Origin of the sequence: Pseudomonas sp. (genome assembly GCF_030683065.1) — a bacterium.
Classification (GTDB): Bacteria; Pseudomonadota; Gammaproteobacteria; order Pseudomonadales; family Pseudomonadaceae; genus Aquipseudomonas.
The window spans coordinates 105,193-131,284 of sequence record NZ_JAUXMX010000061.1; the positions used below are offsets into that span (position 1 = coordinate 105,193).

Consider the following 26,092-nt stretch of genomic DNA (forward strand, 5'->3'; position numbering starts at 1 on the left):
GATGCCGCTACCACCGATGGCTCACTGGGCTCTGCACCTTAGGTACAGGGCCCAGTGTCGTTTCTTACTCGCGGAGTTGTTCTGATGTTCGATAACGACCGTTTGCTGGTGCAGATTCTGCTCCTCGGTCTACTCAGTGCGAGCCTGTGGGTGCTCGCGCCGTTTGGCTCGGCGCTGTTCTGGGCTGCGGTGTTGTCCTTTGCCAGTTGGCCGCTGATGCGCGGCCTGACCCGTTTGCTTAATGGTCGGCAAACTGCTGCGGCGGCGCTGCTGACGCTGGGCTGGATTGGCCTGGTGGCCATACCGTTGGTGATGCTCGGGTTCAACTTGGCCGAGCACGTCGGCGATGCTACGGCGCTATTCAAGGATTACCAGGTCTCAGGCCTACCGCCGGCACCGGCCTGGTTGGTGCATGTCCCGCTGGTGGGCGAAAGCCTGCTGGGGTTCTGGCAGACCATTGACCAGCAGGGTGCGGCGTTCTTCGCTACGCTCAAGCCTTATCTCGGTCAGGTCGGCAACTGGTTGCTGGCGCGTAGTGCGCAAATTGGCGGTGGGGTGCTGGAGTTGGCCCTGAGCCTGGTGCTGGTGTTCTTTTTCTACCGCGATGGACCACGTCTGGCTGAGTTCGCCCATAGCCTGCTCGAACGCCTGATCGGCGAGCGCGCCGAGCATTATCTGGAACTGGTTGCCGGTACCGTGCAGCGGGTAGTCAATGGCGTCATCGGTACGGCAGCAGCGCAGGCGCTGTTGGCACTGATCGGCTTCTATATCGCCGGCGTACCGGGCGCGCTGATCCTCGGCATGCTTACTTTTGTGCTCAGCCTGATCCCTGTGGGCCCGCCTATGGTCTGGATTCCCGCGACGCTCTGGCTGTTTACCCAGGGCGACTATGGTTTAGCCATTTTCCTCGGGGTTTGGGGCATGTTCGTCATCAGTGGCGTTGACAACATCCTCAAGCCTTACCTGATCAGTCGCGGTGGCAACCTGCCGTTGGTGGTGGTGCTGCTCGGGGTGTTCGGCGGGATTCTGGCCTTTGGCTTCATGGGCCTGTTCCTAGGGCCTACCTTGCTTGCTGTGGCCTACAGCCTGCTCGGCGATTGGGTGGCGCACAAGGTGCCGGCAACCGAGCAACCACCGGCCAAGTCGTCACCGGACTAGTGTTCCTTCTCGTAACTGTCGAGGCTGTCGCGGGCGATCTGCCGGCCGAGCATGATCAGCTCCGGCGCCTTGTAGAACTCGAAGAAGCGACAGGCACGTCTCGGCACGTTGATCAGAATATCCGGCGGGTAGCCGGCGATCTTGTACTGTGACAGCGAGGTCTGCATGACCTCGAAGCTTTGGTTGATTAGCTCCAGCAAGGAGGCCGGTCCGCTCAGGTCGGCAACCCGGGAGCCACTGGCGGACTTGGTGGCGCCTGCACTTGGCGCATCCGGGCGCGCAGGCGCTGCGGCTTTTTCCAGCCATGGGTTGATCTGCTCGCGTACGGGCTCGTCAATCAGCAGCAGTTCGTCATCCTCGCCGTTCTTGCGGCGAAACGAGGGCAGCCGCGAGCCGAGTGAGTTCATCAGTAGGTCGAACCGACTCTTTAATGCTGGGGGGCGGTCGATCACGGGTAGCTGGTAATGCTGCTGATTGGTCGAGTTGAGGTTGACCGCGATAATCAAGTCGCAGTGGCTGGACACCACCGGCACAATTGGCAACGGATTGAGCAGGCCGCCGTCGACCAGCATGCGTTTGCCCTGAATTACCGGGGTAAACAGGCTGGGAATTGCCGCCGACGCGCGCATGGCTTGGTGCAGGCAGCCTTCCTGAAACCAGATTTCTTGCTGGTTGGTCAGGTCGGTGGCAACTGCGGTGAAGGGAATCGACAGGTCCTCGATATTGATCTCACCGACGATCTCGCGGATCTTGCCAAACACTTTTTCGCCGCGGATGGCGCCCAGCCTGAAACTCACATCGAGCAGGCGCAGCACATCCAGATAGTCCAGGCTCTGGGTCCAGTCGCGGTACTCGTTCAATTTGCCTGCGGCATAAATGCCGCCTACCACCGCGCCCATGGAGCAACCGGCAATGCAGGCGATCTCATAGCCGCGAGCTTCCAGTTCCTCGATCACGCCGATATGCGCATAACCCCGTGCACCGCCGGAGCCCAGGACCAAAGCTACTCGCTTAGTCATCTTCTCAATCTCCGTAAGGCATTGTTTTATCAACATACCGCGCGCGGATCAGAAGCGCCAAGGCCGTATTTGCTAGAATGCCGCCGCCTGTCGACGATATGAGTGAGATTTTATGAGCGAGCCGATCCGTTTGACCCAGTACAGCCACGGCGCTGGCTGTGGGTGCAAAATTTCCCCCAAGGTGCTGGATGTGATCCTGGCGGGCAGTGGTGCGCAGAATCTCGACCCGAATCTGTGGGTAGGTAATGCCTCGCGTGACGACGCGGCGGTCTACGCCATCGATGCAGAACGCGGAGTGGTGTCGACCACCGATTTTTTCATGCCGATTGTCGACGACCCTTTCGATTTCGGTCGAATCGCTGCGACCAACGCGATCAGCGACATTTACGCCATGGGCGCCGACCCGCTGATGGCCATCGCCATTCTCGGCTGGCCAGTCAATGTTCTGGCCCCTGAAGTGGCTCGCGAGGTGATTCGCGGTGCTCGCGCGATTTGTGACCAGGCCGGTATCCCGCTGGCTGGCGGGCACTCCATCGATGCGCCTGAGCCGATCTTTGGCCTGGCTGTGACCGGCCTGGTAGAAAAGCGCCACATGAAACGCAACGACACTGCCACGGCCGGCTGCAAGCTGTACCTGAGCAAACCCCTGGGTATCGGCATCCTCACCACCGCAGAAAAACAGGCCAAGCTGCGCACTGAGGACATCGGCCTGGCGCGCGACTGGATGTGCACCCTGAACAAGCCTGGCAGTCGTTTCGGCAAGCTTGCCGGGGTGACTGCGATGACCGACGTCACCGGTTTTGGCCTGCTTGGCCACCTGGTTGAGATGGCGGACGGCAGTGGCCTGACCGCGCGGGTTGAGTTCGCCAAGGTACCGCGACTGGCCAGCGCCGAGTATTACCTGGAGCAAGGCTGCATACCCGGCGGCACCCAGCGTAATTTCGACAGTTACGGCGACAAGATCGCGCCGCTTCCCGAGCTGTACAAACTCCTGCTGTGCGACCCGCAAACCAGCGGCGGCCTGCTGATTGCAGTGACAGCCGAGGGCGAGGCGGAGTTTCTCACCGTTGCCGCCGAACTGGACCTGGCACTTGAGCCAATCGGCCAGCTGTTCGAGCGACAGCGCTACGCAGTCGAGGTGCTGTGATGCGCGACAACACCCATGACTACCGCCAGCTGTTTCTCGGCGGCGTGCCGATGATGGATGCCCGTGCCCCAGTGGAGTTCGCCAAGGGCGCGTTTCCCGGGGTGCTCAACCTGCCGTTGATGGACGACAGTGAGCGGCAGAGAGTGGGTACCTGCTACAAACAGCAGGGCCAGCAAGCGGCCATCGAACTGGGTCATCAATTGGTCAGCGGTGCGCTCAAGGCCGAGCGCATCGAGGCTTGGGCGACCTTTGCCAGGGCCAACCCCGAAGGCTATCTGTATTGTTTTCGCGGTGGCCTGCGCTCGCAGATCGTCCAGCAATGGCTGAAAAGCGAAGCGGGCATCGAGTACCCGCGGGTGATCGGCGGCTACAAGGCGATGCGCACCTTCCTCCTGGAAACCACCCAGCAGGCGACGGAGCAATGCGACTTGATTCTGGTTGGCGGCATGACCGGCACCGGCAAGACCGAGGTGATTGCGCAACTCGACAACAGCCTGGATCTGGAAGGCCATGCCAATCACCGCGGTTCCAGCTTCGGTAAGCGCGCCACGATCCAGCCGACGCAGATCGACTTCGAAAACGCCCTGGCCATCGACATCCTGAGAAAGCGCGCGGCGGGTATCCAGCAGCTCGTGCTCGAGGATGAGGGCCGTATTATTGGTAAGAGCGCCTTGCCGCTGGGGCTCTACCAGGAGATGCAGGCATCGCCCATGGTTTGGCTCGAAGACAGCGTGGCAGGGCGGGTTGAGCGTATTCTCAAGGATTACGTGACTGACCTTTGCGCCGAATTTGTCGCCTTATATGGCCCCTCAGAGGGTTTCAAGGCCTTCGCTGAGCGCCTGCAGCAGAGTCTGGCGAATATCCTCAAACGCCTGGGTGGTGAGCGCTACCAGCGTCTGGCGGCGATCATGGATCAGGCTCTGCTGGAGCAGCAGAGTCTGGGCGTGGTGGATCTGCACCGTGGCTGGATCGAGGCGCTGCTGGTGGAGTATTACGACCCCATGTATGCCTTCCAACGGGAGAACAAGGCCGGACGGATCGAGTTCGTGGGCGAACAGGCTGACGTAGTGGCGTTCTTGCGTCAGCGCGGCCATCCTTAGTGGGTTGATTGTCGGTGAGGGTTGGCACTTTTCTGCTCTGCGGCCGTCATATTTCGAGCATCTGCTTATTTCCCCATATCAAGGAGTGCGCAACATGAAAGCCTGGATTTTGCTACCGATGGTCATGCTGGTGCTGGCCGGTTGTGCCGGTAAAACTGCTTATCGCGATAGTTGTGCCAATCAACTGAATGCAGCCTGGTCCGAGCTGGATCTGGCCAAGGCCGAAGGCTTTGCTGGCACCGTTAGTTACTCAAAGGCTTTGTCGTTATTGACCGCGGCGAAAACCCAGCAGCAGTTCGAAGGCTACAAGGGTTGCACCAGTAAAGCTGAGCGGGCACGTTTCTACATACGCGAGTCACGCGCCGGCCGTTAGCTGCCCCGGCAGCCGTCTCGATTGCTCTGCGATAAGTCCGATAAACAAGCCCGTTAGGATTTGCCTTTTTCCAATCAGCAGCAATGCTTAAAGCATGAGTGCAGTTTTTGCTCGCCAGGGCGCAGCAGCAGTAAGACCGCATATAGCCGCGTTGACTAATTGGGGATTGGCTATGCAGCAGAGCAGCGCTGTGGTGTTACCGGCTGCCATGAGTTCCTGGCGTGGTTTGGGCTTGTGGAATTTCTACTTCATTACCAAGTTGGTTTTGCTTTGGTACGGCCAGCTAAATTTTCATGCCCTTGAGAATCTGGCCTTCGCCGCTTTTCTGCTATTTCCGTTGTCGCCGCATTGGTTGCACCGGCTGCGACATGTGCTGGCCATACCGCTGGGCGTAGCCCTTTACTATTACGACAGCTGGCTGCCACCGTTCAGTCGCCTGCTCGCCAACTCCGCCCAGGTCGGCCAGTTCAGCGCCGACTATATGCTTGAGTTGGCAGGGCGCTTCATCAACCCGACCTGGCTGGCCGCGGGGTTGATCTTGCTGGTCGGCTACCTGTTCATCAGTCAGTGGATCAGGGTGACCAGTTTCACTGTGGCGACGCTGGTGCTGGTCCTGGTGCTGGGCAATAGCCAATTGTTCGTGCCGCAGCAGGCGACCGTTGCGGTGCGCCTGTCGACTGCGGTAAGCGGCGCACCTGTTGCAGGCGATGCGGCGCCAGTCGTGATCGATGATGCTTTTCTGAACGCGGCCCTGGACGACTTCTATACGCGCCAGGGCCAGCAGGTGACGCAATTCCCGAGTGCGCTGGCGGCTGATGCCTTACCCGTTGATGTGCTCATGTTGAATATCTGCTCCCTGGCCTGGGACGATCTTGATGAGTCAGGCATGCGCCAACATCCACTGTGGGCCAAGATGGATATCCTCTTCGATGATTTCAACTCCGCAGCCACCTACAGCGGCCCGGCAGTACTGCGCTTGTTGCGCGCCAGTTGTGGCCAGGCGTCGAATGCTGATCTGTATCGCCCCGGGGCCAAGCAATGCTTCCTGTTCGAAAACCTCAAGCAGTTGGGTTACACCGATGGTCTGCTGCTCAATCACACGGGTCGCTTCGACAACATGCTCGGTCTGCTGCGTGACGGTGGTCGCTTGCAAGCTGAGGCCAGCCCGTTCGGCGAATTACGCCCGGCATTGACCGGATTCGACGGCTCGCCGATCTATCGCGATCGCGATGTGCTGACGCAGTGGTGGCAGCAGCGGCTGAGTTCTGGCTCGCCGCGTGAGGCGTTGTTCTACAACTCGATCACCTTGCACGATGGTAATCGGCGGCTGGACAAGGTCACTGGCAAGGCCGTCAGCGCAGACTACAAGGTCAGCCTAAACCAGGTGCTGGATGACCTCGACAGTTTCATCGAGCATTTACAAGCATCTGCCAAGCCCGTGCTGCTGGTCATCGTCGCCGAACATGGTGCGGCCCTGCGCGGTGATCTGATGCAGGTCAAGGGCATGCGCGAGATTCCCAGTCCGACGGTTACCCATGTTCCGGCTGGGATCAAACTGATCAATGCCAAGGCGCAGCTGCCCCAGCAGCCGCTGCATATTCAGGCGCCGAGTAGCTATCAGGCCTTGTCTGAGCTGATTGCGCGGCTGGTTGATGGTGAGGCCTACCGCACTGCAGACTTCGACCTGCTTGGCGTGACTCGGGATCTACCGGGGCTGGATATGGTAGTGGCGGAAAACGAGGGCAGTGTCATGGTGCGCCTGCACAACGAGCATTACCTGCGCATGGAAAACCAGGGCTGGATTCCTTATCCGCAACGTTGAGAGTATAAGGCGCAAGCCCGCGCAGTCTTGGGCCTGCTGACACCTTGTCGGGGTCCACTGGGCTCGAATGACTCAACTACCGGCGCTCCGCCAGCGGGCGCCGCTGATCTACTCGCTTACCAATCTCGCGCGGGAGAGGACTTTAGCCGCGACAGACCGTGCAGGCGCTGAAAGCATCGCCGCTGACGCCATGTTGGGTTACGCGGCGGTTCAAGGCCGAATTGGATTCAGCATAGGCGCCCGCCGCTAACCCAACCTACGCTGTTTCGGGATTTCATGGTTGTCGTGACCTAGCCAAAAACAAGCCTGCATCACGGCAGTGATGCGGGCTTTGTGCCGTTGCAGTGGTTCAATTGAACTGGGCGTATTCCTCCAGCGGTTCCAGAGGCATCTTCAGGTCGCCATCCCAGGGGGCGAAGCTGTAGCGTAGATAGAGCAGGGCGCCGCGTGGCTCGTAGTCGCTGCCCACCGAGCGCTCCATGCCGAGCATGCCGCCCACAAACCAGTTCGGGGTCAGTCGCCGTTCTGCCGAGAAACTGAAGCGGTAACTGAATCCGTCGCTGCGCCCGCCCTGGAAAATCGGGTTGCCGGCTTCGCTTTGCAAGTCGCGGCGGGTCGGGAAGTAGGGCGAATCGTCGTTGCGCGACCAGGAAAAACCTGTCGATGCCTCGGCATAGATCGACCAGTCGCCCCAGCGCTGGGCATAGTTGATTGGCACTGAGAGTGAGCGGTATTGCTGCGGGCTGTAATAACCGCCTTGGCCGAAGGTGTAGCCGCTAAGGTCTTTCTGGTAATGCCAATACATGGCGTTGCCGCCGATGCGTAGGCGCCGATCCGGCTCGTCGATGATTCGGAAGTAGACTCCGGCCATCAACCGGTAGCGGTCGTTGTCCTCGACGTTCTTGCCCGTCAGGCGATGTGCCTGCAGGCTCGACCAGATCCCATAACTGCCGCCCTCGTCGTAGCTCAGGCCTAGGCGAATGCCGTTGCTGCGTACGCCGCCCCAGGTTTCGCCGGTGCGCGGGTCCTCGGTGCCGGCGAATGACAGCAGCGAATTGTTCAGGGCGCGGCGCGAGACGTCCAGGGTCCAGCCGAGCTTGGCCAGGTCGCCTCTGATGCGGATGCCACCGACCACATCCTCCACCGGGAAGCCCAGTGGGGTGGTGCCGATGTCCCACTCCAGGCGTTCGCCGCGCCAGCCAATGGCCAGCGCAGTGCCTGCTTCGCGCTGGTTTCGGTCGCCCTGGTCGCAGGCTTCGCCGCGTTGCTGGCAGATGAGCACGCTGCCGAAATCGTCGGCGTCGAGCAGGTTGTCAAAGCTGCCGCTGTCCATGGTCACCTGCTCGGCGCGCAGGAAGCCCCGGCCGCTGCCCAGCGGTTGCGCCACTTCGGCGATCAGGTAGCCGGCCTGTAGATCGGAGAAGCCGGGCGTACCTTTGCTCTCTAGGTAGCTGTATTGCACGGTGGCGGTGGGCGCCTGGTGCAGGTAGAGCTCGGCGGAGTCGCGGCGAATGCTGCGCTTGAGCCAGTCGTCTTCGTCATTGCTGCGGGTGCTGCGGGTGAATGCCAGGGTATCTTCCGACGCCAGGGCGATGCCGCTGCTGCGCATGGCTTCGCGGTAGGCCGCCAATGCCTCTTGTGGCTGGCCGCCGGCCAGGGCCAGGCGACCGCTGTCGCGCCAGATCCAGGGGTCCTGCGGGGCAGCGAGACGAGCCTGGATCATCGCTTGCTCGGCCTTGGTCTGCTCGCCGAGTTGCAGCCAGAGATTGGCGATACGCCGCTGCTGGCTGGGTGAAGGGGTGGCAGGGGCAAACGCATCGAGGCGTTGCTGAACATCGGTATCGCGACGCTGCTGGGCCAGCTCGATCAGGCTGAGTTCGGCTTCGCTGTTGTGCGGTTCGAGTTGCTGAGCCAGTCGGTACTGACGCTCTGCCTCTGCTCGGTTACCTCGCCGTTCGGCCCATTCGCCGAGGGTCAGGGGGATGGCAACCTCTTCTGGAAAGTGGCGTTGCTGCGCCTTGAGGTAGTCGCTGGCCGCGTGCTCACGGCCTTGGGCGTGCATCTGGCGTGCATTATCCATGGTCTGGGCGAAGCGCAAGCGCCGATCAAGGGCGCGCATGCCGTCGTCCCACGTGGTCCTGGGCACCGTGGCCAGGCTGGCCAGGGCTTGCTGGGGGCGATCCTGGCTGGCCAGAAACAGGCTATGGGCATAGCGCGAGGCCGGATCGTAAGGCGCGCGCAGCAGCAGGCCGGCAAAACTCTGCTCGGCAGCCGGGTCATCGAGTTGCACCCGGGCCTTGGCCAGGTCGTAGGCGATCCAGGGGTTGTCTGGTTGCAGGCGCAGGGCCTGATCGAGCAGGTGCTTGGCGGTGGCCCAGCGTTGCTGGTCGGCGTGTTGTTGGGCCTGGGTTGTCAACTGGGCAGCTTGCAGACGGTTCAATTCGGGCTCGAAGCGTTGGCGCTGGTCGGCCGGTAAGGTAGCGATGATTTCCCGTGCGCGTTCGGGTTGGCTGGCGCTATAGAGGTTGATCAGGCCGCGTTTAGCCGCAGCATTATTGCGGTCGCGAGCCAATGCCGCCTGGTAGTGCCTTTCGGCGCCCGCCATGTCGTTGCGCCTGGCCTGGATATAGCCAAGGCCGTTGTGTGGTTCGGCGGCATTGGACTTGAGTGTGGCTGCCTGCTGGTAAAGCTGCGCGGCGCGCTCAAGCTGACCTTGCTCAACGGCAACTTCAGCCTCCTTCAGGGTGGCCCAGAAGCGTGATTCAGTGATCAGGGTTTGCCATTTGCCCATGTTATCGATGTTTTCCTCGTGGCTGCGAGCCTGTTCATACAGCGTCAAGGCCTCCTGTTGCCGCCCTTGGCGCTGGCGCAGCAGACCCAGTGCGCCGAGGGTTTGTGAATCCGTCGGAAAACCCTTGAGTGCCAGTTGCAGGTCGCGCTCGATGGCCGGGTAGGCCTGTGAACCGCTTTCGAGATTGCCCAGGGCGCGCTGCTTGGCCTGGAAGGAGGGGTTGCCGAGCAACGCTTCCTGTTCAGCCAAAGATTGTCTGGCGATCTCGTCGGCCTCGGGGTACTGCGTGAGGTAGCGGCGCCACAAGGCGGCGCTGCGCTCGTTGACGGGGAGCCGTTCGAGACGGTCTTGCCAGACGCTGGCAACGCCCGCTCGGGCATAGGGGTCGCTGGACAGCTTCTCCAGATCGGCGTGGGCGGCCTCGCTGTACGGGTCGCGCGCCAGGCGTTGTCTGGCCAGGGCCAGGCGAAAACTGCTGCTGTACGGGTACTGCTCAACCAGCTGTTCCAAGCCCTGCAAGGCCCTGGCTTGACCGGTTGGGGCATTGGCCAGGGCCTGCCAGTACTCAAGGGCATGATCGCTACTGGGAAAACCGTGCTTGAACAGGCTGTCGTAAACCGCCAGCGCTTCCTCGGGGCGCCCCGCGCGCGCCAGCAGGCGAGCCTGCTGCAGGTGTTGCTTGGCCTCGGGTTCGTTGATCGCCAAGTGCAGGCGGGCATGGGCGAGCGGCTCGCTGTCGGGGGCGCTGCGGTTGAGGCGTTCGAGAGAGGCTTGCGCTTCAGTCAGTTGATTCTTGCGCACTTGCAGGCGAATCAATGCCGCCAGGCCGTCGGGGTCGTCGGGGTTGAGCTTGAACAGTCGGTAGAGGCTTTCCTCGATCAACTCCACCTTGTTGCGGGACTCCCCGGTGCGTACCTGCTCCAGCAATTGCAAACGGGCTTCGCCGACATCGATGGCATGAATGCTGGTGCTCAGCAGCAGCAAGGCAAGCGGTAGGTGCCTGGTCATGAGCATTCCTCTAATGACTGTGGTTGCAATGCACCACGAGGTGAGAAGCGATAGCGCCCCTCGCTCCAGCCTTGGCCGAACAAACGCAGTACATGGTCGTAGTAGGCGTTCGCTTGCACGGGTTCTGCAGCCAGGCGAGCCAGTTGTTGTTGCAGCAGGTGCGGTTCTGCGACTCTGCTCAGCAAGGGCAGCAACGCCGCAGAGAATCCCGGTGGTCCTTGTCCTTCAGCCGCGCCGGTGAGGCTGTCGACGCGCAGGGGTGGGTAACCATGCCGCTGGATGTAGCGCAGCATTGGGCGAAATTGGTGGGTCAGGTTATCTGTTGGCTCCTGCATGCCGGCCCAGAGGTAGACGCGGATGGCGTCGTAGCTGCCCTGCCAGCCACTCTTGGCCGATGCCTGCCATTGTCCGTTGCGCCACTCGACCCAATCTGGGGCGAAGCCGCGGGCGCTGGTTTGTTCGAGCATGCGTTGGCTGGGCTCGAGCATCGCCGACCAGATGCTGTCTGGGTAGCGATGGGCAAAACTGTGCAGCAAGGGCAGGGGGGAGTAGCTGGGGTTGAGGGTCCAGTGGTCCTGCCCGCTAAAGCCTTTTGCTCCGGGAAGCAGCAGTGGCCCGAGTTGCGGCAGTTGGGCGACCTCATGCTGCTGAATCAGTGCCAGTTGCCGGGCGGACAGGCGTGAATACTCGTCGTGCTGCCAGAGTCTGCCGGCTTCCTGCAGGCTATAGGCCAGCCAGAGGTCGGCGTCTGCTGCAGAGTTGGCGTCGAGCACCTGCCATTGGCCGTCCGGGTTGCGCCCCCAGAGCCAGGCCGGCAAGTGCCGTTGCAGGTCGCCCTGGGCCAGGTTGTCTTCCAGCCAGCGCAGCAGGCGCTCAAAGGTATGCCGATCCTCAGCAACCAGGGCGAAGAACAGGGCATAGGCCTGGCCTTCCGAGGTGGTGATCGACCGTGAATCACTGCTGTCGATAACGCGCCCGCCGGTATCGACAAAACGTTGTTTGAACTGCTCCCACAATGGCCACTGGCAACTGGCATGCGCGGCATTGCCGAGCGGCAAAAGGACTAACAGCAAGATCATCCAGGGTTTCATCGCGCACCTCAGGCAGGGTCTTGCAAGCGACGCTTGGCCAGCAAACTGAGGGCGCTGAACATCACGCTGGCGATCAGTACGGTGCTCAGCGCAGCCAGAATTATCAGGAACAGCAGGTGGTCGGCGAGGTGGTACCAGAGCAGCAGCCACCAGGGCAGGCTGCCGACATGGTAGGTGTCGCCAAGCATGGCGGCATCGATGTGCTCTCCGTGCATCAAGGTCACTGAGCCTGCGATTCTGGCGCGGCGCTGGCTATCGAGCAGGTTTTGCTCGATCAGGCTGTAGCCACTGGCATCGCCCGCCATCAGTGCGACCACGCTGCGCTTATCATCAAATGGCGACTTGAATCCGACCAGGGCGGCCAGATTGGTTGCCGCGTCACTGATCTGTGGGGGCATGGCATTGTCGTCCGGGTGACTGAGACTGGCGGCGAGCTGCTCACCAAGGGCGCTCAGTTCCGGGCCTTGCTCGTTGCTGAATGCTGGCGCAACGGCGCCAATCAGCAGCAGGTCACGCTGGCTTAGCGCGGCATCTTGCCAATTGTCGCTGATGCTCAGGCGAGTGGCTGGATAACCCGTATAAGCGCCGATCCGGCCAATGATCGCCAGCAGCAGCGATAGCTCTGCCTGTTTTGGCTGGGAGGGTGTCAGCACCAAGGTTTGCGAGAGGTCGGCGATCCGGCTGTAGGGGTAGCCGGTTTCTGCGAAGGCCTGCAGATCGGGCATCGCCTTATAGTGATGGAAGGCAGAAAAGTCGATGCTGGAGTCAGGGTCGATCGCCGCCTGGATATTCATCGGCAGGCTGGTGGCGCAGTTGCTGGCATAGGCGCAACCGGGCAAGGCATTGAAGGTAAAGTTCATGCGCAGCTCGTTGTGTGGGCCGATGAGCTGGGCCGGTAGCATTAGCCGCTTGCTGCCTGGATGCTGCGTGAGCAGGGGCAGATTTTGCTGGGCCAGGCCGGCGATTTGTCCAGGCAGTGGATCGTTGAGGGGAAAGGCCTGGACGAAATGCTGGTTGATGCTGACGCTGAGCAGCGAAGATTCCTGCTGCAGCGGTGGCGTATAGCGATAGCGCAGGTCCAGCGGTACCCCTGGGCTACGCCAGATGAACAGGTCCGCCGGTACCCTCAGCGTCAGGCTCATCGGCGGAGGCACCAGGCCGCTCGCCTGCAATTGCATGGGGTTATCGATCAGTTCGGCGAAGCGCGTGGGTCCATCGCTTTTCACCCAGTTGGGCGCATCGTAGGGCTTTCTGGGTGGGGCTTCAGGGAGAATGCGCAGGGTGCTCGACGGTCCTTTCAAGCTGTTACTGCCCAGGGTAAGGGCGCGAGCTGCTGCGAGCACTTGCAGGTCATCTTCCCCCAGGACCAGCAGCAATTTGGCGAAAGGTGCAGTGGGATGGTCGACGATGGCCAGCGTAGGTTCGCTGACCTTTGGATAATCCTTGAGGTACATCGGGCGCTGAAGGTTGCTGGCAAATACCACCGCTGAACGGTTGGCCGGCAAGCCGCCAAAAGAAACCGGGAAGGACGCGCCGCGCCAGCCGCTGTGGATGCCGAACCAGGAGGCGAGGACGGCTGCGGCGGTCTGTTGGGTTGGGTTGGGCGTGCTGCTGAACACGAACGGCAACAGCAGGGGCGCCTTGTCACGGTGGTCGAAGAATGGCTCCGGCAGAATCGCCAGGTCGTTGCTGACCTTGAGCCGCAGGACGCGCAGCTGCAATGTGCTTTTGGCACTGAAGTCCAGCCACAGGCTGGCGTGCATGGGGTCCTCTGGCGCACTGTCGTTGCTGCCCACCAGCTCGAAGCGCAGGTGGTTGAAGTCGCGAATGAAGCTGGTATCCAGCGCGAGTGTGCGCCTGACCTCCTGGCCGAGTTCTTCTTCGAGGATCGGCAACACGCCCATCAGTTCGTCATTGAGGTACACCTTGACGTGGGAGCGCTTGGCGTTGAGCGCCGGTGATGGGGTGTAGAGCAGATGCAGCTCGGCGGCACTGATCAACTCATCGCTGCGCACACCGAATTCGGCGTAGAGGTGGCGCAACATATTGCGCAGCAGTAGCACGCCGGGTGAAGAAAGCTCGCTGAGACTCAGGCTGCGCTGATAGGTGGTGGGTTGCGTGGTGTCCGTTGTGGGCGACTCCGGCGCAGCAGCAAAGGTACTGTTCGCGATCAGGATCGAGCTGAAAAGTATGAATATGCAACGGGTAAAATACTGGATATTCATGGGTGCGGCCCTGCCTTGACGATGCTGAGTACGGGGGTGACTGGTACGAAAGAGGCGAACCACCGACCTGCGCTGCCTAGAAAAGCAATCAGCGGCTGAGCGCAACTCGGGGCATACAGCAGTGTCTGCCGATAGCCGCTGATGCCGACGCGGGCGATCCCGCTCAGGCTGCTGAGCGGCTTGTCCTGCTCGAAGCCGTCATGCCAGCGCGCCCAGGTGTCTGCGCGGGCAAACGTGCATTGCACGAAACGGCCATGGCGGCGCAGGTCCATCGGCTCCAGTTCGGCACCGAGGAGGCCTTGAGTAATGCTGCGCCCGCGGGCGGGGAATTCGAATTCCTCGTGGCCGCGCCTGAGCAACAGCGACAGCCTGGTCACGTCGGTCAGGTTCAAGTTCAACCCCTGGGGGAGCTGAATGCTCACGCCGCCGTCCGAGTAGTTGAGCAGGGTGCAGGGGTAGGCATGGCCGGATGGCAGGCGGATTCCTGCGTCGAGGTGCAGGTTAACGCGGTGTGCTCGACGGATTTGCCGGACTTCTGCCGCCACCGCCAAGGCGCCGCCGAGTATGACCAGGTTGTACAGCACCCAGCACAGGCTGATCAGTACGGTCAGGCGCTCGTCGCTCGGCCCCCAGAGTAGGCGATAGACACCAAATAGCAGGCCGATCAGGTTGAGTGCGGCGAGGAACAGGAAGGGCTTGGCCATCTTCCAGTCGAATTGGTCGTCTTCAATCAGGCCGCCCTTGGCGGTAACGTTAAAGGTGCCCTTGCGCGGGTTGAGCAAGGCGACACTGGTAGGGCGGGCGATGTACCAGGAGAGCACGGTTTCGTAGATTTCGCTCCAGAACGAATGGCGATATTTGCCCTGGATACGTGAGTTGGTCATGGTGCTATGAGCGATGTGGGGCACTACAAAAAGCAGGATAAGCAAGGCCGGGGCATAGATGATGTAGGCGTGCAGGACCAGGAAGGCCAATGGCGCCGTGAGGTAGATCAGGCGCGGTACCCCGGACAGAAAATGCAGCATGGCATTGAAGTAGCAAAGCCGCTGCCCGAGCGAAAGTCCCTGGCCAAACAACGGGTTGTCGAGACGGAAAATCTGCACCATGCCGCGGGCCCAGCGGATGCGCTGGCCAATGTGTGCGCTGAGGCTTTCGGTAGCCAGGCCGGCTGCCTGGGGAATGCGAATGTAGGCTGAGGTCCAGCCTTGGCGGTGCAGGCGTAGCGAGGTGTGCGCATCCTCGGTTACGGTTTCCACGGCGAAGCCGCCAATGCTCTCCAGTGCGGCACGCCGCAAAATGGCGCAGGAACCGCAAAAGAAGGTCGCGTCCCACAGGTCGTTGCCATTCTGGGTCAGGCCGTAGAACAGGGTGTTCTCGTTCGGCGTCTGACGGAAGTTATCCAGATTGCGCTCGAAAGGGTCGGCGGAGAGGAAGTGATGCGGTGTTTGTAAAACCCCAAGCCGCGGGCTGTGCAGAAACCAGCCCATGGTCATCTGCAGGAAGGAGCGGGTCGGGATGTGGTCGCAGTCGAAAACGGCGATGAACTCACCGTTGGTCTTGCCCATCGCAGTATTCAGGTTGCCGGCCTTGGCATGCCGGTTGTCCGAGCGGGTCAGGTAGCCAACCCCGGCTTCAGCGGCAAACTGGCGGAATTCTTCGCGTTTGCCATCGTCGAGAATCCAGATGTTGAGCTTGCTTTGCGGCCAGTCGATGCCGAGCGCCGCCAGCACGGTCGGGCGTACCACTGACATATCTTCGTTATAGGTCGGAATGTAAATATCCACGCTCGGCCACTTGGTTGCATCGGCAGGTAGCGGGCAGGGCTGGCGGTCGAGTGGCCAGATGGACTGCAGGTAACCAAGAATCAGTACTAGCCAGGAGTAGCTTTCGGCGGCCAGCAACAGCAGGCCACAACTCAAATCCAATGGGTTTTCCCAATTCAGGGTAGAGCTGTAGCGCCACCAGAAATAACGACTGGAAACCAGGATCGACAGAACGATCAGAATCAGTGTTGCGCGGCGCCCGGAAAAGCGCGCCACGCTCAAGGCGATTAGCCAGAGTAGGCCGGCAAACAGCGCTTGCTGGTACGGTTCAAGGGGTTGGGTTATGCACACCGCCAGCAACGCTATGGCCACCAGCAGTATCGGCAGCTGCAGCCATGCGCCATTGTCGTTGGACCTTGCTGGTGCCGGTTGTGCGCTGATCTGGCGGGTGCCATCGCGCGCCAGCATGCGTATATACAACGCTTGCCGGCAGCGACTTAAGGCCGGCAGGCACGAGGTTGCCAACCACGTGGCTCTTGGCGGACGTTGTTGGACAGGCTTTCTCAATAGGTACCACAGGCTCTGCAGCAACACACGCAGCGGATCCGCCGGGCGCAAGCGTAGCCAGCAAGCTTGGGGATAAAGCTGTTGCCGGTGTTCCAGCAGCCAGCGCCAGCTGGTTGACTCCAGGCGCAGCAGCGTCCAGCACAGGACGCGAAACAGCGCCATCAGCAGGGTCGGATGGCGGGTAGCGGAGGGGGAATTGCCGGCCTCGCTGGGAGACGGCTGTGCTGGCAGCGGTTGGGTGAGCTGATTCATGCGGCCTCCAGCGTTTTGACGCACCAGTTAGCCAGTGCCATGAAGTCCTGCATGGCCAGCGACTGTGGCGCGCTTTGGGCCAGTAGTTGCTTGCGCGCCAGCGCTTCGCGAACAGCCTCGTCTTCATGGATCACGCAAGGTACCAGCAGCTGCCCCAGGGCCAGGCGCCAGAGTTCCAGCAGATCGTGGGAAAGTTTCAGCGCTGGTTGCAGGCGGTTGATCAGCCAATAGTGATTGCGTGGCAAGTGCTGGTTGTCATACAGCTGGTAGTTGAGCAAGACATGACAGGCCGGGTCCGCCTCCAGCACATGCAGCCAGTGGATGTCGGGCCGCTGGTCGAGGAGGGTGAGCAGGTTCAGGTAGGGTGGAATGTTGACCAACACAAAAGTGTCGCTCGACGGCGCCAGTTGTTGCAGGGCCTGTTCAAGCAGTTCAACCGCACGCTGGGGCGTATAGCCCTTGATTGCGCGGCGGCCAAAGGGCAGTACGCAGACCCGCTCCTGTTGGCGAAAGGCAACGATCGCCTGAGCGGGACTCTGCACATCTCGCGCTGTCCATGCCTTGGGTTCGTCGAACGGCAAGCCAAAATGCAGGCTGAGAATATTGTTGGGGCACAGGTCAATCGCCAGCACAGGCTGGTGCAGAGTGGCCAGAGCGGAAGTCAGTCCGGCCACTATTGACGTAGTGCCGCAGCCACCGCGCAGCCCCTGTATGGCAATCAGGTGCATATCAGTCTGCCTTGGCGAGTTTCGCGGCTTCAACCAGTTGCAGCAGTGGGCGCAACGTTTCGCTCAGCAGTGGCCAGTCGGCGACCGAAGCAAGTACAGCCTGTTCTTGTTGCAGCTCTGAATAGCTGAAGGGCTTCAGTTGGTAGTGTTCGAGGATGAAGGCCAGGTCTTCCTGTGGTTTCACGGTCTGTCGGTGCACTGCAATTTGCGGGAAGTCCATGGTGATTTTCTCGTTCTGTAGTGGAGGCTTATTTTTGCTTTTTAGTCAATTTAATGACTTCAAGGCTTTCCATGTAGCGCTAGTGTCATATTAGTGGCGTATGGCGGAAAGTGAAGGACGGAAAGCGCTTTTGTTGATCTGCCGCAGGCATCCGGCCCCCGTCGATCAGCAGCGCAGGCAGTTCGCTGGCGTGGCTTTGCGAGCAGTGGCATTAACGGTCGACGAAGTGCGTTGGCAGGCGGCAATGGCATACTGGGTGCCCACATTCGATCGAGGAGTTCGCCGTGCAACTTGATTTCAGCGCCCTGACGCCTTTGGATGCCTACCGCTGGTTGGCGTCCACGGTCACCCCGCGGCCGATTGCCTGGGTTTCCACTGTTTCCCGTGATGGCATTAGCAATCTGGCACCGTTCAGCTTTTTTCAGGTGATCAGCGATGCGCCGCCGACGTTAATGGTCAACGTCAATCTGCGTGACGACGGCAGCCCCAAAGACACCCTGCGCAACGTGCAGTCCGGCGGCGAACTGGTTATTCAATTGGTGTCTTTTGCTCAGGCTGAAGCGATGAATGCCAGCGCTGCCCACCTGCCCCATGGCGTTAGTGAGTTCGAGCGTTGCGGCATCCCCAGCCTGGCCTGTGAGCGAGTTGCCCCGCCTCGAGTGGCTGGCGCGGCGGTGGCTTTCGAGTGTCGTGTCGCGCAGGTGCTGGCGTATCCGCCGGATAAGCCGAACTGCCATCTGATCTTTGCCGAAGTGTTGCTTGCGCATGTCGACGATGCGGTGCTCAACGATAAAGGCCGGATCGATCCGCACAAACTCGATCTGGTCGGCCGTCTGGGCGGTATGGCCTACACTCGAACCCGTGACAGCTTCGAGATGTCGCGCCCCTGAAACCAGCCCGTCAATCCGCTCTGAAAGCGACCCATACATAGCTAAAAGTGCAATCGCACCGGCTATCGGCTTGTCGCCAGCAGCCTTGCGCTTCTATCGTGCAACCTGGGCGCCGTCTACATATTGGCGAGCCGGGTTAGTCAGTGACTGGGGGAACGGGATATATGTGGACTGATCTGCAGCGGCATGTCGCCAGCTTGAGTACGGCGAAGAAACTGGCTCTGGGTTTTGCGGTGGTGCTGGCACTCACCGCGGTGGTTGCTGCCACCGGCTATTCTGCGTTGCGTGAGGTCGGTGTGCGCTCGGCATTACTGGAGCGTATGAGCGCGATCAACACCCAAGTCCTGGAGATCCGCCGGAGCGAGCAGGATTTTGCCCTGACTACCAACACCGCTCATGTCGAGCGCCTGCATGAGCAGGCTCAGGCGCTGTTGGCGAGCAGCGCCGCCCTGCAGCTTGAGCTACCGGCTGCAGAAGGCCAGGTGCTGAGCGAAGTCGACAGCGCCATCGAGCAATATCGGGCAGCCTTCAATCGTTATGTCGAACTGACCGATAACATGAGTCTGTCGCTGGAGGCGGCCACTTGGCTGGTGGTAAGTGCCTCTAACAGCCTGGATTTACTCCAGGAAGGACTGGCCGAGGATGGCGTCGATCTGCTTGAGAGCAGCCAGGGTACCCAGGGTGCCGAATCAGTGCTGCAGGCCGGGCAGATCGGTAAGGTCCATCAGTTGCTATTACAAGCGCTTGATCAGGCCCGGGTGCGCCTGCAGCAGAGCCATAGTTCTGCCGAGGTTGCCCAGGGCGAGATTCAGCAGGCTCTCGATGCGCAGGTCCTGGCCGGCGAGCTTCGCGATGCCATGGACAGTCCTGGCTACGCCTCGGTGCTGGCGGAGGTCATTGGTAATGTCGACTCGTTCAATGAGCGGCTCAAGGAATACAGCGACTTCTTGCGTCAGCAGAAGCAGGAATACGCCCTGCTGGTGGGGCAGGCCGAGCGCAGCGTCGAGCTGGTCGAGCAGGCCTATTCTAGCCAGAAGCTTGCTATGCAGGCACAGCTGCAGGCCAGCACCTGGTTGATTCTGCTGGCTGCAGCGCTGGCACTGGTGATCGGTTTGCTGTCGACCTTGGTGATCACCCTGCTAATAGTGCGTCCGCTCAAACAGGTAATTGGGCAGGCCCAGCAGATAGCCGAGGGCGATCTCAGTGTGCGCATCGAGGTGCAGCGCAGTGACGAAGTGGGGCAGTTGCAGGCCGCGATGCAGGCCATGTCGAACAACCTGCGTGAGATGGTGGGTCAGTTGCAGGGCGGGGTAAGCCAGATTTCCGCCTCAGCGCAGTCGTTGTCGGCAATCACCGAGCAGACCCGTCTGGGTGTCAATGGTCAGCGGGTAGAAACCGATCAGGTGGCGACCGCCATGAGTGAGATGGCCGCCACCGTGCACGAAGTGGCGCGTAACGCCGAGGCCGCCGCCGCGTCCACCGAGGCCGCTGACAGCCGGGTTAGTCGTGGCGCTGCGGTGGTGCGTCAGACCCTGGTGCGCATCGACCAACTGGCCGCAGCGATGGACACCACTACCAAGAGCATTGAGCGGCTCAGTCAGGATACCCAGCGCATCGATTCGGTGCTGGATGTGATCAAGAGCGTCGCCGAGCAGACCAACCTGCTGGCGCTAAATGCGGCCATCGAGGCCGCCCGCGCTGGCGACCAAGGCCGCGGCTTTGCCGTGGTCGCTGATGAGGTGCGCGCGTTGGCCAAACGCACCCAGCAGTCCACCGCAGAAATCGAAGGGCTGATCGCCACGCTGCGTGAGGGCGCGCGCCGTTCGGTGGACGACATGCAGCAAAGCGCTGCTCTGGTCGCCCATGTGGTTGAGGACGCCAATCAGACTGAAGGTGCCCTGGCCGGGATCGCCGAAGCAGTGACGCTGATTTTCGAGATGAACCAGCAAATCGCGGCGGCAGCCGAACAACAGACGGCGGTGGCCGAAGAGATCAGTCGCAGCGTGACCTCGATTCGCGATATCGCCGATCAATCGTCGGTGGCGATGGACGAAACGGCGGACTCAACTAACCGGCTGGCGCAGTTGGGGCGCGAACTACAGGGCATGGCCGGGCATTTCCGCTTGTAGTTTTTTGCCTGAAACTGCCGGCCGCGCTCACAGTTTCGTCAGCAAAGGTTTCACGGTGCTTTGCCCACCCGGTACTGACCAGTAGCATCGGCGCACTTGGATAAATGCCGGAGCAAACGATGCGCACACGATTGAATGCCTGCCTGGATGCAGTGAATCAGGTGTTGCTGGGCAAGGAGCCGCAGGTGCGCTTGGCGCTGGCGTGCCTGTTGGCCCGCGGTCATTTGCTGATTGAGGATTTGCCAGGTATGGGCAAAACCACCCTCAGCCACGCGCTGGCCAGGGTGCTGGGGCTGAGCTTTCAGCGCATCCAGTTCACCTCTGACCTGTTGCCGGGCGACATTCTCGGCACCTCGGTGTTCGACCGCGAAAGCGGGCAGTTTGTCTTCCACCCCGGGCCGATCTTCGCCGAGCTGGTGCTGGCCGACGAAATCAACCGAGCCACGCCGAAAAGCCAGAGCGCGCTGCTCGAAGCCATGGAGGAGGGCCAGGTAACCATCGAGGGCGCCACCCGGCCGCTGCCGGAACCCTTCTTCGTCATCGCCACGCAGAACCCGGTTAGCCAGGGCGGCACCTTCGCCTTGCCCGAATCGCAGCTCGATCGCTTTCTGATGCGCCTGTCCCTCGGCTACCCGGCCAAGGCGGCTGAAAAAGCGCTGCTCCTGGGCGATTCGCGGCGCTCGTTGCTGCCGCGCCTGGAGGCCATTCTCGACCATGCCGAACTGGCGCTGATCCAGGCCGAAATACCCAAGGTTCGCGCCAGTGATGCGCTGATCGATTATGTGCTGCGCCTGGTCGATGCCACCCGTAGCCAGCCGCAGTTCGCCTGGGGTCTGTCGCCGCGGGCCAGCCTGGCTTTACTTGCCGCCGCCCGCGCCTGGGCCTTTCTCGACGGCCGCGATTACGTAATTCCCGAGGATGTGCAGGCGGTGTTGCCTGCGGTGGTCGGCCATCGCCTGCGTGAGCGCAGTGATCCGACCGGGCATGGCGGCGGCGCGTTAGTGCAATGGTTGCTGCGCGAGGTGCCGGCGCTTTGAGGCAACAGCTCAAACAGCGCTGGCATCGCTGGCTAGCCCGGCGAATTCCTGCCGCCGCCAGCGTGCGCTTGACCCAACGACGGATCTTTATCGTGCCAACGCGGGTCGGCTTGGCATTTTCTCTAGCGTTGATATTGATGTTGTTGGCCGCGATCAATTACCAGAACAGCCTGGCTTATGCCCTGACGTTTCTGTTGGCGTCGGTGTTTATCGTCGCCATCCTGCACACCTACCGCAACCTGGCCGGTCTGGTGCTCAAGGCCAGTGGGGCGCGCTCGGTTTTCGTCGGCGAGCAGGGCCAGTTTCGCCTGCGTCTGGAAAGCAGCGCGCGGGCGCACCAGGCCATCGCTCTAGGCTGGCCAGGTATGGCGTATCAGACGCAGGATGTGCCCGCTCAGGGCGTTAGCGAGTGCGCGCTGAGTTTGCCGGCGCTGCGCCGCGGTTGGTTACGGCCGGGCCGTTTGCGGGTCGAGAGTCGTTTCCCGCTGGGCATTCTGGTGGCCTGGAGCTGGGTCGATCTGGATCAGGCGCTGCTGGTCTATCCACAGCCGCTGGAAGGCGAGTTGCCGCTTGCTGCGGGCGCTGATGACGAATTGCATGAGCAGGGCATGCGCGCCCTTGGCCAGGGTAGCGAGGATTTCCAGGGGCTGAAGAGCTATCAGCCTGGTGACTCCAAGCGGCGCCTGCATTGGAAGGCCTACTCCCGCGGTCAGGGGCTGTTGGTCAAGGACTTCGCCGCGCTCAGCGGGCGTGATCCGTTGCTGGATTTCGAGGCGCTGGCAGGTGATGTCGAGCTGCGTTTGTCGCTGCTCTGTCATTGGGTGCTGCAACTGTCCGAGCGCCAGCAGCCCTTTGCCCTGAGGCTACCGGGCCAGGTGCTTGCGCCGGCCAGTGGCGAGCAGCACCGCGAAGCCTGCCTGCGCGCCCTGGCCTTGTTCGGGACATCGGCATGAGCAGGCTGGCGGAAATCCCACGCAGCAGCCTGATCTGGCTGCTGGTCGCCCAAGTGCTGGTGATCATTCCGCACCTGGGCCATCTGCCGCTGTGGATCGTCGGTTTGTGGCTGGGCTGCGCGGCCTGGCGCATCCAGATTTTGCGTATGCGTACGGGCTATCCGAATGCCTGGGTCAAGGGCGGCTTGATGCTCGGTACGGCCGTCGGTGTGTTTGTTTCCCGCGGCAGCTTGGTCGGCCTGGATGCCGGGGTGGTGCTGCTGGTTGCCGCTTTTATCCTCAAGTTGCTGGAAATGCGCACGCGCCGCGATGCCCTGGTGGTTATTTTCCTCGGGTTCTTCGTGGTGGTCAGCGCTTATTTGTTCGACGACAGCATGCTCGCGGCGCTATTCAGCCTGTTGCCGGTCACCGCCTTGTTGGCTGCCCTGATCGGCCTGCAGCAGAGCAGTGTTGCCGTGCAGCCCGGAGCAACTGTTCGGCTGGCTGCCGGTTTGCTCTTGCAGGCCGTGCCGGTGATGCTGCTGCTGTTCATTTTTTTTCCGCGCATGGGGCCGCTGTGGTCATTGCCGCAGCCGAGCGAGCGCGCCGTCAGCGGCCTGGCCGAGAGCATGGCGCCAGCGGATATTGCCGAATTGAGTCGCTCCAGCGCGCTGGCCTTTCGCGCCAGCTTTGAGGGTCAGGTACCGTCACGCGACCAGCTCTACTGGCGGGCTTTGACCTTCGAGCGCTTCGACGGCCGGCGCTGGTCGCAGTCCGCCTTCGCCCAGATGCCACTGACACCTGTCTGGGCAAAACAGGGTGAAGCGCTGCGTTACAGCATCGTCATGCAGCCCAGTGCGCAGTCTTGGCTGTTCGCCCTGGATATGGCCGAAACCAGCCTCGAAAATACCCGGCAGATGAGTGATTTCCGTCTGCAGCGGGGGCGGCCGGTCGAGCGCACCCTGCTTTATCAGGTGACGTCCTGGCCGGCGGTATTGCGTGATCCTGCGGCGTCCAGCGACAGCCTGCGCCGTGCCCTGCAGCTGCCGGAGGAAGGCGATCCGCGCAGTCGCGCCTGGGCCGCTGAGCTTATGCGCCAGTACCCGCAGCCCGAGCAATTGGTGCAGGCTGTGCTCAGTCATTTCAACCGCGAGCCCTTTGGCTATACCTTGCGCCCGCCACGCTTGGGTTTGAACAGCATCGATGATTTTCTGTTCGAGAGCCGCAATGGCTTTTGCGCCCATTATGCTGGCGCCATGACCTTCGTCCTGCGCGCCGCTGGCATCCCGGCGCGGGTGGTGGCCGGTTACCAGGGTGGCGAATACAACCCCGGCGGCAACTATGTTCAAGTGCGCCAGTTCGATGCCCACGCCTGGGTCGAATACTGGCAGGCCGGCAAGGGCTGGGTGAGTGTCGATCCGACCTTTCAGGTAGCTCCGGAACGCATCGAACTGGGCCTGGAAGAGGCGCTGGCCGACGAGCAGAGTTTTCTCGAAGGTTCACCCTTCTCGCCATTGCGCCACCGCCAGCTGCCGTGGCTTAACCAGTTGCGTATGGGCTGGGACAGCCTCAACCATGATTGGCAGCGCCTGGTGCTCGGCTATCAGGGCGCGCAGCAACTGGAGTTATTGCAGCGCTGGTTCGGCCGTGTGGATGCCCGTGTCCTGGCGATCAGCCTGGTCGGTGGTGGTGGGTTGCTGCTCGGCTTGTTGGCGCTCTGGTTATTCAAGCCCTGGCAGCGCGAACGTGATCCACAGCAGCGCCTGTTCCGACGCTTCGAGCGCTTGCTGGCGCGGCATGCCGTGCAGCGTGAGCCAGGCGAAGGCGCGCGCGCCTATGCCGAGCGCGCGGCGTTAGCCTTGCCAGCCCAGGCGCAGGCCATCGCTGATTTTGCCGCCGCCTTCGAGGCGCAACGTTATGCCGGAGGCGAGGTGTGCCCGGCAGTGTTGCGTACGCACCTGACGGTATTGCGTCGGGCGTTGCCCTGGCGTCCGGGGGCCAGTCGCGATCCTTAATTGGGTGGCTGTTGCAGGCGGCACCCGGAAATTGTTGGTATTACCCTCGGCAGGGTAGTTTCCTTGCGGGCTGCTAAGCTGGCGTTTTAGCAGGTTGGGGTCGAGGGTTCTATGGGAAGCTTTATCGAGGATGAGTTGCAGCAGGTTCTGCGTCTGCAGATAACCCTGTATGCCTGCCGCGAACGTTTGCTGGCCGCGACCGATCCCGAAGCCCTGCATGATTTGCGCATTGCTCTGCGCAAGCTGCGTAGCCTGCTGCAGCCGCTACGCGGTTTGCCTGCATGTGATGCACTGCAGCAACAGGCGGCCGCACTCGGACGAATCAGTGGGCCGCTGCGCGATCTCGAAGTACTGCTCGCACATTTACAAAGCATGGATATGCACGATGCAGTTAACCGGCGTCAGTTGCGGCTGCTCGATGGCTATCGAACGTTGTTGGCCGATGGTGCGCTGCCGGCGTTGTTCACGGCACTGGATCAGTGGCCACAGCTATGGCGCCAGGCTGCGGCTGACGCCGAACTGCGCGGCTTGGCTAAACGGGTCAAGCGCCGTCTGATCAAGCAACAACGGCGCCTGGCCGAAGCCTTAGCCGACCCGGCGCACGATCGCCACCGTCTGCGTTTGTTGATCAAACGTGTGCGCTACGGTGCCGAGGCTTACCCAGAGCTGAGCGCAGTGTCGGCCAATACCCAGGCGCGCCTCAAGGCAGCTCAATCGGCGTTGGGCGATTGGCATGATCGCTTGCAGTGGTTGCTGCGGGCCGAGCAGGAGACGGATCTTGCTGCTTGTGTCGACGTCTGGCGCACGGCACTGCAGGCCGCCGAGGAGACAGCGGATCTTGCGTTACTGGTGCTGCAAGAAGATTTCACCTCGGCCGAGTAGCGGTGTGTTGCCGATGCGTCTTTTGCCCGTGTCAATTGGCCGAAACGCCGTGTCGCCCTGTTGCCTATTTCCCCTAAGATCACCCGCTATCGACGTAGTGAGGTGGTTATGGAATTTTCCGAGTTGCTCCAGGCGGTGCGTACCAACCCGCAAGCTATTGTGATTCCGCCCGAGTGGGCGCAGGGGCGGGCCAGTTTCGGTGGTTTGATGGCCGCGCTGGTGTATGAAGCAATGCGTGCTCACGTCCCTGCTGGGCGCCCACCGCGGTCGCTGGCGATCACCTTCGTCGGCCCGGCCGAACCGGATGTGCCGGTGAGTTTCCAGGTCGAGGTGCTGCGTGAAGGCAAGGCGGTCAGCCAGGTGCTGGGGCGGGCGGTGCAGAATGGTCAGGTGGTGACTCTGGTTCAAGGCAGTTTTGGCGCGCCGCGTGAGTCAGCGGTCACGGTTGCGGCTGAGCCCGCGCCGCAGATCAAACCGTTTGAGGACTGCCAAGAGTTGGCCTATGTGCGCAATGTGACGCCGGAGTTCACCCGTTTCCTGGCGATGCGCTGGGGCATCGGTGGCATGCCATTCAGCAACAATCCCTCGCGGGAAATGGGCGGCTGGGTGCGCTTGCGCGAACAAGGGGAGGCTCAGCCTGTCAGCGAGGCGCATATGTTGGCCCTGGTCGACGCCTGGCCTCCGGCCGTGCTCCCACACTTGAGCAAGCCGGCACCGGGCAGTTCGTTGACCTGGACCATAGAGTTCATTCAGCCGGTTGCCGAGCTGAGTACCCACGACTGGTGCCTCTACCGTGCGCAGATCGAGCATGCTCGCGATGGCTACGGGCACATTGCTGCGGCATTGTGGAGCCCGCGTGGTGAGTTGCTGGCGATCAGCCGGCAGACGGTCACGGTGTTCGGTTAGTCAAAGCCTCCAGCGTTTGCCGCTTGAGGCTTTGTGT

19 protein-coding genes and 1 pseudogene are annotated in these 26,092 nt (G+C 61.6%); 13 read left to right on the top strand and 7 right to left on the bottom strand.

What is annotated here, in order from left to right:
• Nucleotides 1–84: 84 nt before the first annotated feature.
• Nucleotides 85–1,158, top strand: coding sequence for an AI-2E family transporter (locus Q8K09_RS19085; RefSeq protein WP_305256566.1), 1,074 nt, complete (start codon nucleotides 85–87; stop codon nucleotides 1,156–1,158).
• Here Q8K09_RS19085 and Q8K09_RS19090 read toward each other — a convergent pair.
• Complete coding sequence (locus Q8K09_RS19090) at nucleotides 1,155–2,177, bottom strand: patatin-like phospholipase family protein (RefSeq protein WP_305256567.1); 1,023 nt, start codon at nucleotides 2,175–2,177, stop codon at nucleotides 1,155–1,157. The genes Q8K09_RS19085 and Q8K09_RS19090 overlap by 4 nt on opposite strands.
• 112 nt (nucleotides 2,178–2,289) lie before the next feature.
• Here Q8K09_RS19090 and selD point away from each other — a divergent pair, with 112 nt between their 5' ends.
• The 4 genes from selD (at nucleotide 2,290) to bcsG (ending at nucleotide 6,619) form a co-directional block, all read left to right on the top strand.
• The gene (gene selD / locus Q8K09_RS19095) at nucleotides 2,290–3,324 is read left to right on the top strand and encodes a selenide, water dikinase SelD (RefSeq protein ID WP_305256568.1); all 1,035 of its coding nucleotides are present in this window, start codon (nucleotides 2,290–2,292) and stop codon (nucleotides 3,322–3,324) included.
• Complete coding sequence (mnmH, locus tag Q8K09_RS19100; protein ID WP_305256569.1) at nucleotides 3,324–4,424, top strand: tRNA 2-selenouridine(34) synthase MnmH; 1,101 nt, start codon at nucleotides 3,324–3,326, stop codon at nucleotides 4,422–4,424. Before selD ends, mnmH begins: the two co-directional genes overlap by 1 nt.
• A gap of 94 nt (nucleotides 4,425–4,518) precedes the next feature.
• A complete protein-coding gene (locus Q8K09_RS19105) occupies nucleotides 4,519–4,797 on the top strand; it encodes a hypothetical protein (RefSeq protein ID WP_305256571.1) in 279 nt (92 codons plus the stop codon).
• A gap of 172 nt (nucleotides 4,798–4,969) precedes the next feature.
• Nucleotides 4,970–6,619, top strand: coding sequence for a cellulose biosynthesis protein BcsG (gene bcsG, locus Q8K09_RS19110; protein WP_305256572.1), 1,650 nt, complete (start codon nucleotides 4,970–4,972; stop codon nucleotides 6,617–6,619).
• Between the two features lie 349 nt (nucleotides 6,620–6,968).
• Here the strand turns inward: bcsG and bcsC are convergent, their stop codons facing one another.
• Genes bcsC through bcsR form a run of 6 tightly spaced genes read right to left on the bottom strand, consistent with a single transcriptional unit; the run spans nucleotide 6,969 to nucleotide 17,264 of the window.
• Complete coding sequence (gene bcsC / locus Q8K09_RS19115) at nucleotides 6,969–10,418, bottom strand: cellulose synthase complex outer membrane protein BcsC (protein WP_305256573.1); 3,450 nt, start codon at nucleotides 10,416–10,418, stop codon at nucleotides 6,969–6,971.
• Nucleotides 10,415–11,509, bottom strand: coding sequence for a cellulose synthase complex periplasmic endoglucanase BcsZ (bcsZ, locus tag Q8K09_RS19120; protein WP_305256574.1), 1,095 nt, complete (start codon nucleotides 11,507–11,509; stop codon nucleotides 10,415–10,417). Before bcsZ ends, bcsC begins: the two co-directional genes overlap by 4 nt.
• A gap of 8 nt (nucleotides 11,510–11,517) precedes the next feature.
• Nucleotides 11,518–13,734: a cellulose biosynthesis cyclic di-GMP-binding regulatory protein BcsB gene (gene bcsB, locus Q8K09_RS19125; protein ID WP_305256575.1), complete on the bottom strand. Its 2,217-nt coding sequence runs from the start codon at nucleotides 13,732–13,734 to the stop codon at nucleotides 11,518–11,520.
• Nucleotides 13,731–16,316, bottom strand: coding sequence for a UDP-forming cellulose synthase catalytic subunit (gene bcsA, locus Q8K09_RS19130; protein WP_305256576.1), 2,586 nt, complete (start codon nucleotides 16,314–16,316; stop codon nucleotides 13,731–13,733). Before bcsA ends, bcsB begins: the two co-directional genes overlap by 4 nt.
• Nucleotides 16,313–17,044 (bottom strand): cellulose biosynthesis protein BcsQ, encoded by a 732-nt coding sequence (bcsQ, locus tag Q8K09_RS19135; RefSeq protein WP_305256577.1) that lies wholly within the window; start codon nucleotides 17,042–17,044, stop codon nucleotides 16,313–16,315. Before bcsQ ends, bcsA begins: the two co-directional genes overlap by 4 nt.
• A gap of 1 nt (nucleotide 17,045) precedes the next feature.
• Nucleotides 17,046–17,264 (bottom strand): BcsR/BcsP family cellulose biosynthesis protein, encoded by a 219-nt coding sequence (gene bcsR, locus Q8K09_RS19140; protein WP_305256578.1) that lies wholly within the window; start codon nucleotides 17,262–17,264, stop codon nucleotides 17,046–17,048.
• A 284-nt stretch (nucleotides 17,265–17,548) separates the two neighbouring features.
• Here bcsR and Q8K09_RS19145 point away from each other — a divergent pair, with 284 nt between their 5' ends.
• The 8 genes and pseudogenes from Q8K09_RS19145 (at nucleotide 17,549) to Q8K09_RS19175 (ending at nucleotide 26,055) form a co-directional block, all read left to right on the top strand.
• Nucleotides 17,549–18,154, top strand: coding sequence for a flavin reductase family protein (locus Q8K09_RS19145; protein WP_305256579.1), 606 nt, complete (start codon nucleotides 17,549–17,551; stop codon nucleotides 18,152–18,154).
• 1,043 nt (nucleotides 18,155–19,197) lie between these two features.
• Nucleotides 19,198–19,428 (top strand): annotated as a pseudogene (locus Q8K09_RS21390) (HAMP domain-containing protein); the annotation flags it as partial.
• Between the two features lie 141 nt (nucleotides 19,429–19,569).
• A complete protein-coding gene (locus Q8K09_RS21395; RefSeq protein ID WP_370869579.1) occupies nucleotides 19,570–20,283 on the top strand; it encodes a methyl-accepting chemotaxis protein in 714 nt (237 codons plus the stop codon).
• Nucleotides 20,284–20,402: 119 nt separating this feature from the next.
• Nucleotides 20,403–21,320 (top strand): MoxR family ATPase, encoded by a 918-nt coding sequence (locus Q8K09_RS19155; protein ID WP_305256581.1) that lies wholly within the window; start codon nucleotides 20,403–20,405, stop codon nucleotides 21,318–21,320.
• Nucleotides 21,317–22,273 carry a DUF58 domain-containing protein gene (locus Q8K09_RS19160; RefSeq protein WP_305256582.1) on the top strand — a complete coding sequence of 319 codons (957 nt, stop codon included), beginning with the start codon at nucleotides 21,317–21,319 and terminating at the stop codon, nucleotides 22,271–22,273. The genes Q8K09_RS19155 and Q8K09_RS19160 overlap by 4 nt, the downstream gene beginning before the upstream one ends.
• Nucleotides 22,270–24,267, top strand: coding sequence for a DUF3488 and transglutaminase-like domain-containing protein (locus Q8K09_RS19165; protein ID WP_305256583.1), 1,998 nt, complete (start codon nucleotides 22,270–22,272; stop codon nucleotides 24,265–24,267). Before Q8K09_RS19160 ends, Q8K09_RS19165 begins: the two co-directional genes overlap by 4 nt.
• A gap of 111 nt (nucleotides 24,268–24,378) precedes the next feature.
• Entirely contained in the window at nucleotides 24,379–25,149 is a 771-nt protein-coding gene (locus Q8K09_RS19170; protein WP_305256584.1) for a CHAD domain-containing protein, read from the top strand.
• A gap of 108 nt (nucleotides 25,150–25,257) precedes the next feature.
• The gene (locus Q8K09_RS19175) at nucleotides 25,258–26,055 is read left to right on the top strand and encodes an acyl-CoA thioesterase II (RefSeq protein WP_305256585.1); all 798 of its coding nucleotides are present in this window, start codon (nucleotides 25,258–25,260) and stop codon (nucleotides 26,053–26,055) included.
• The last annotated feature ends 37 nt before the right edge of the window (nucleotides 26,056–26,092 follow it).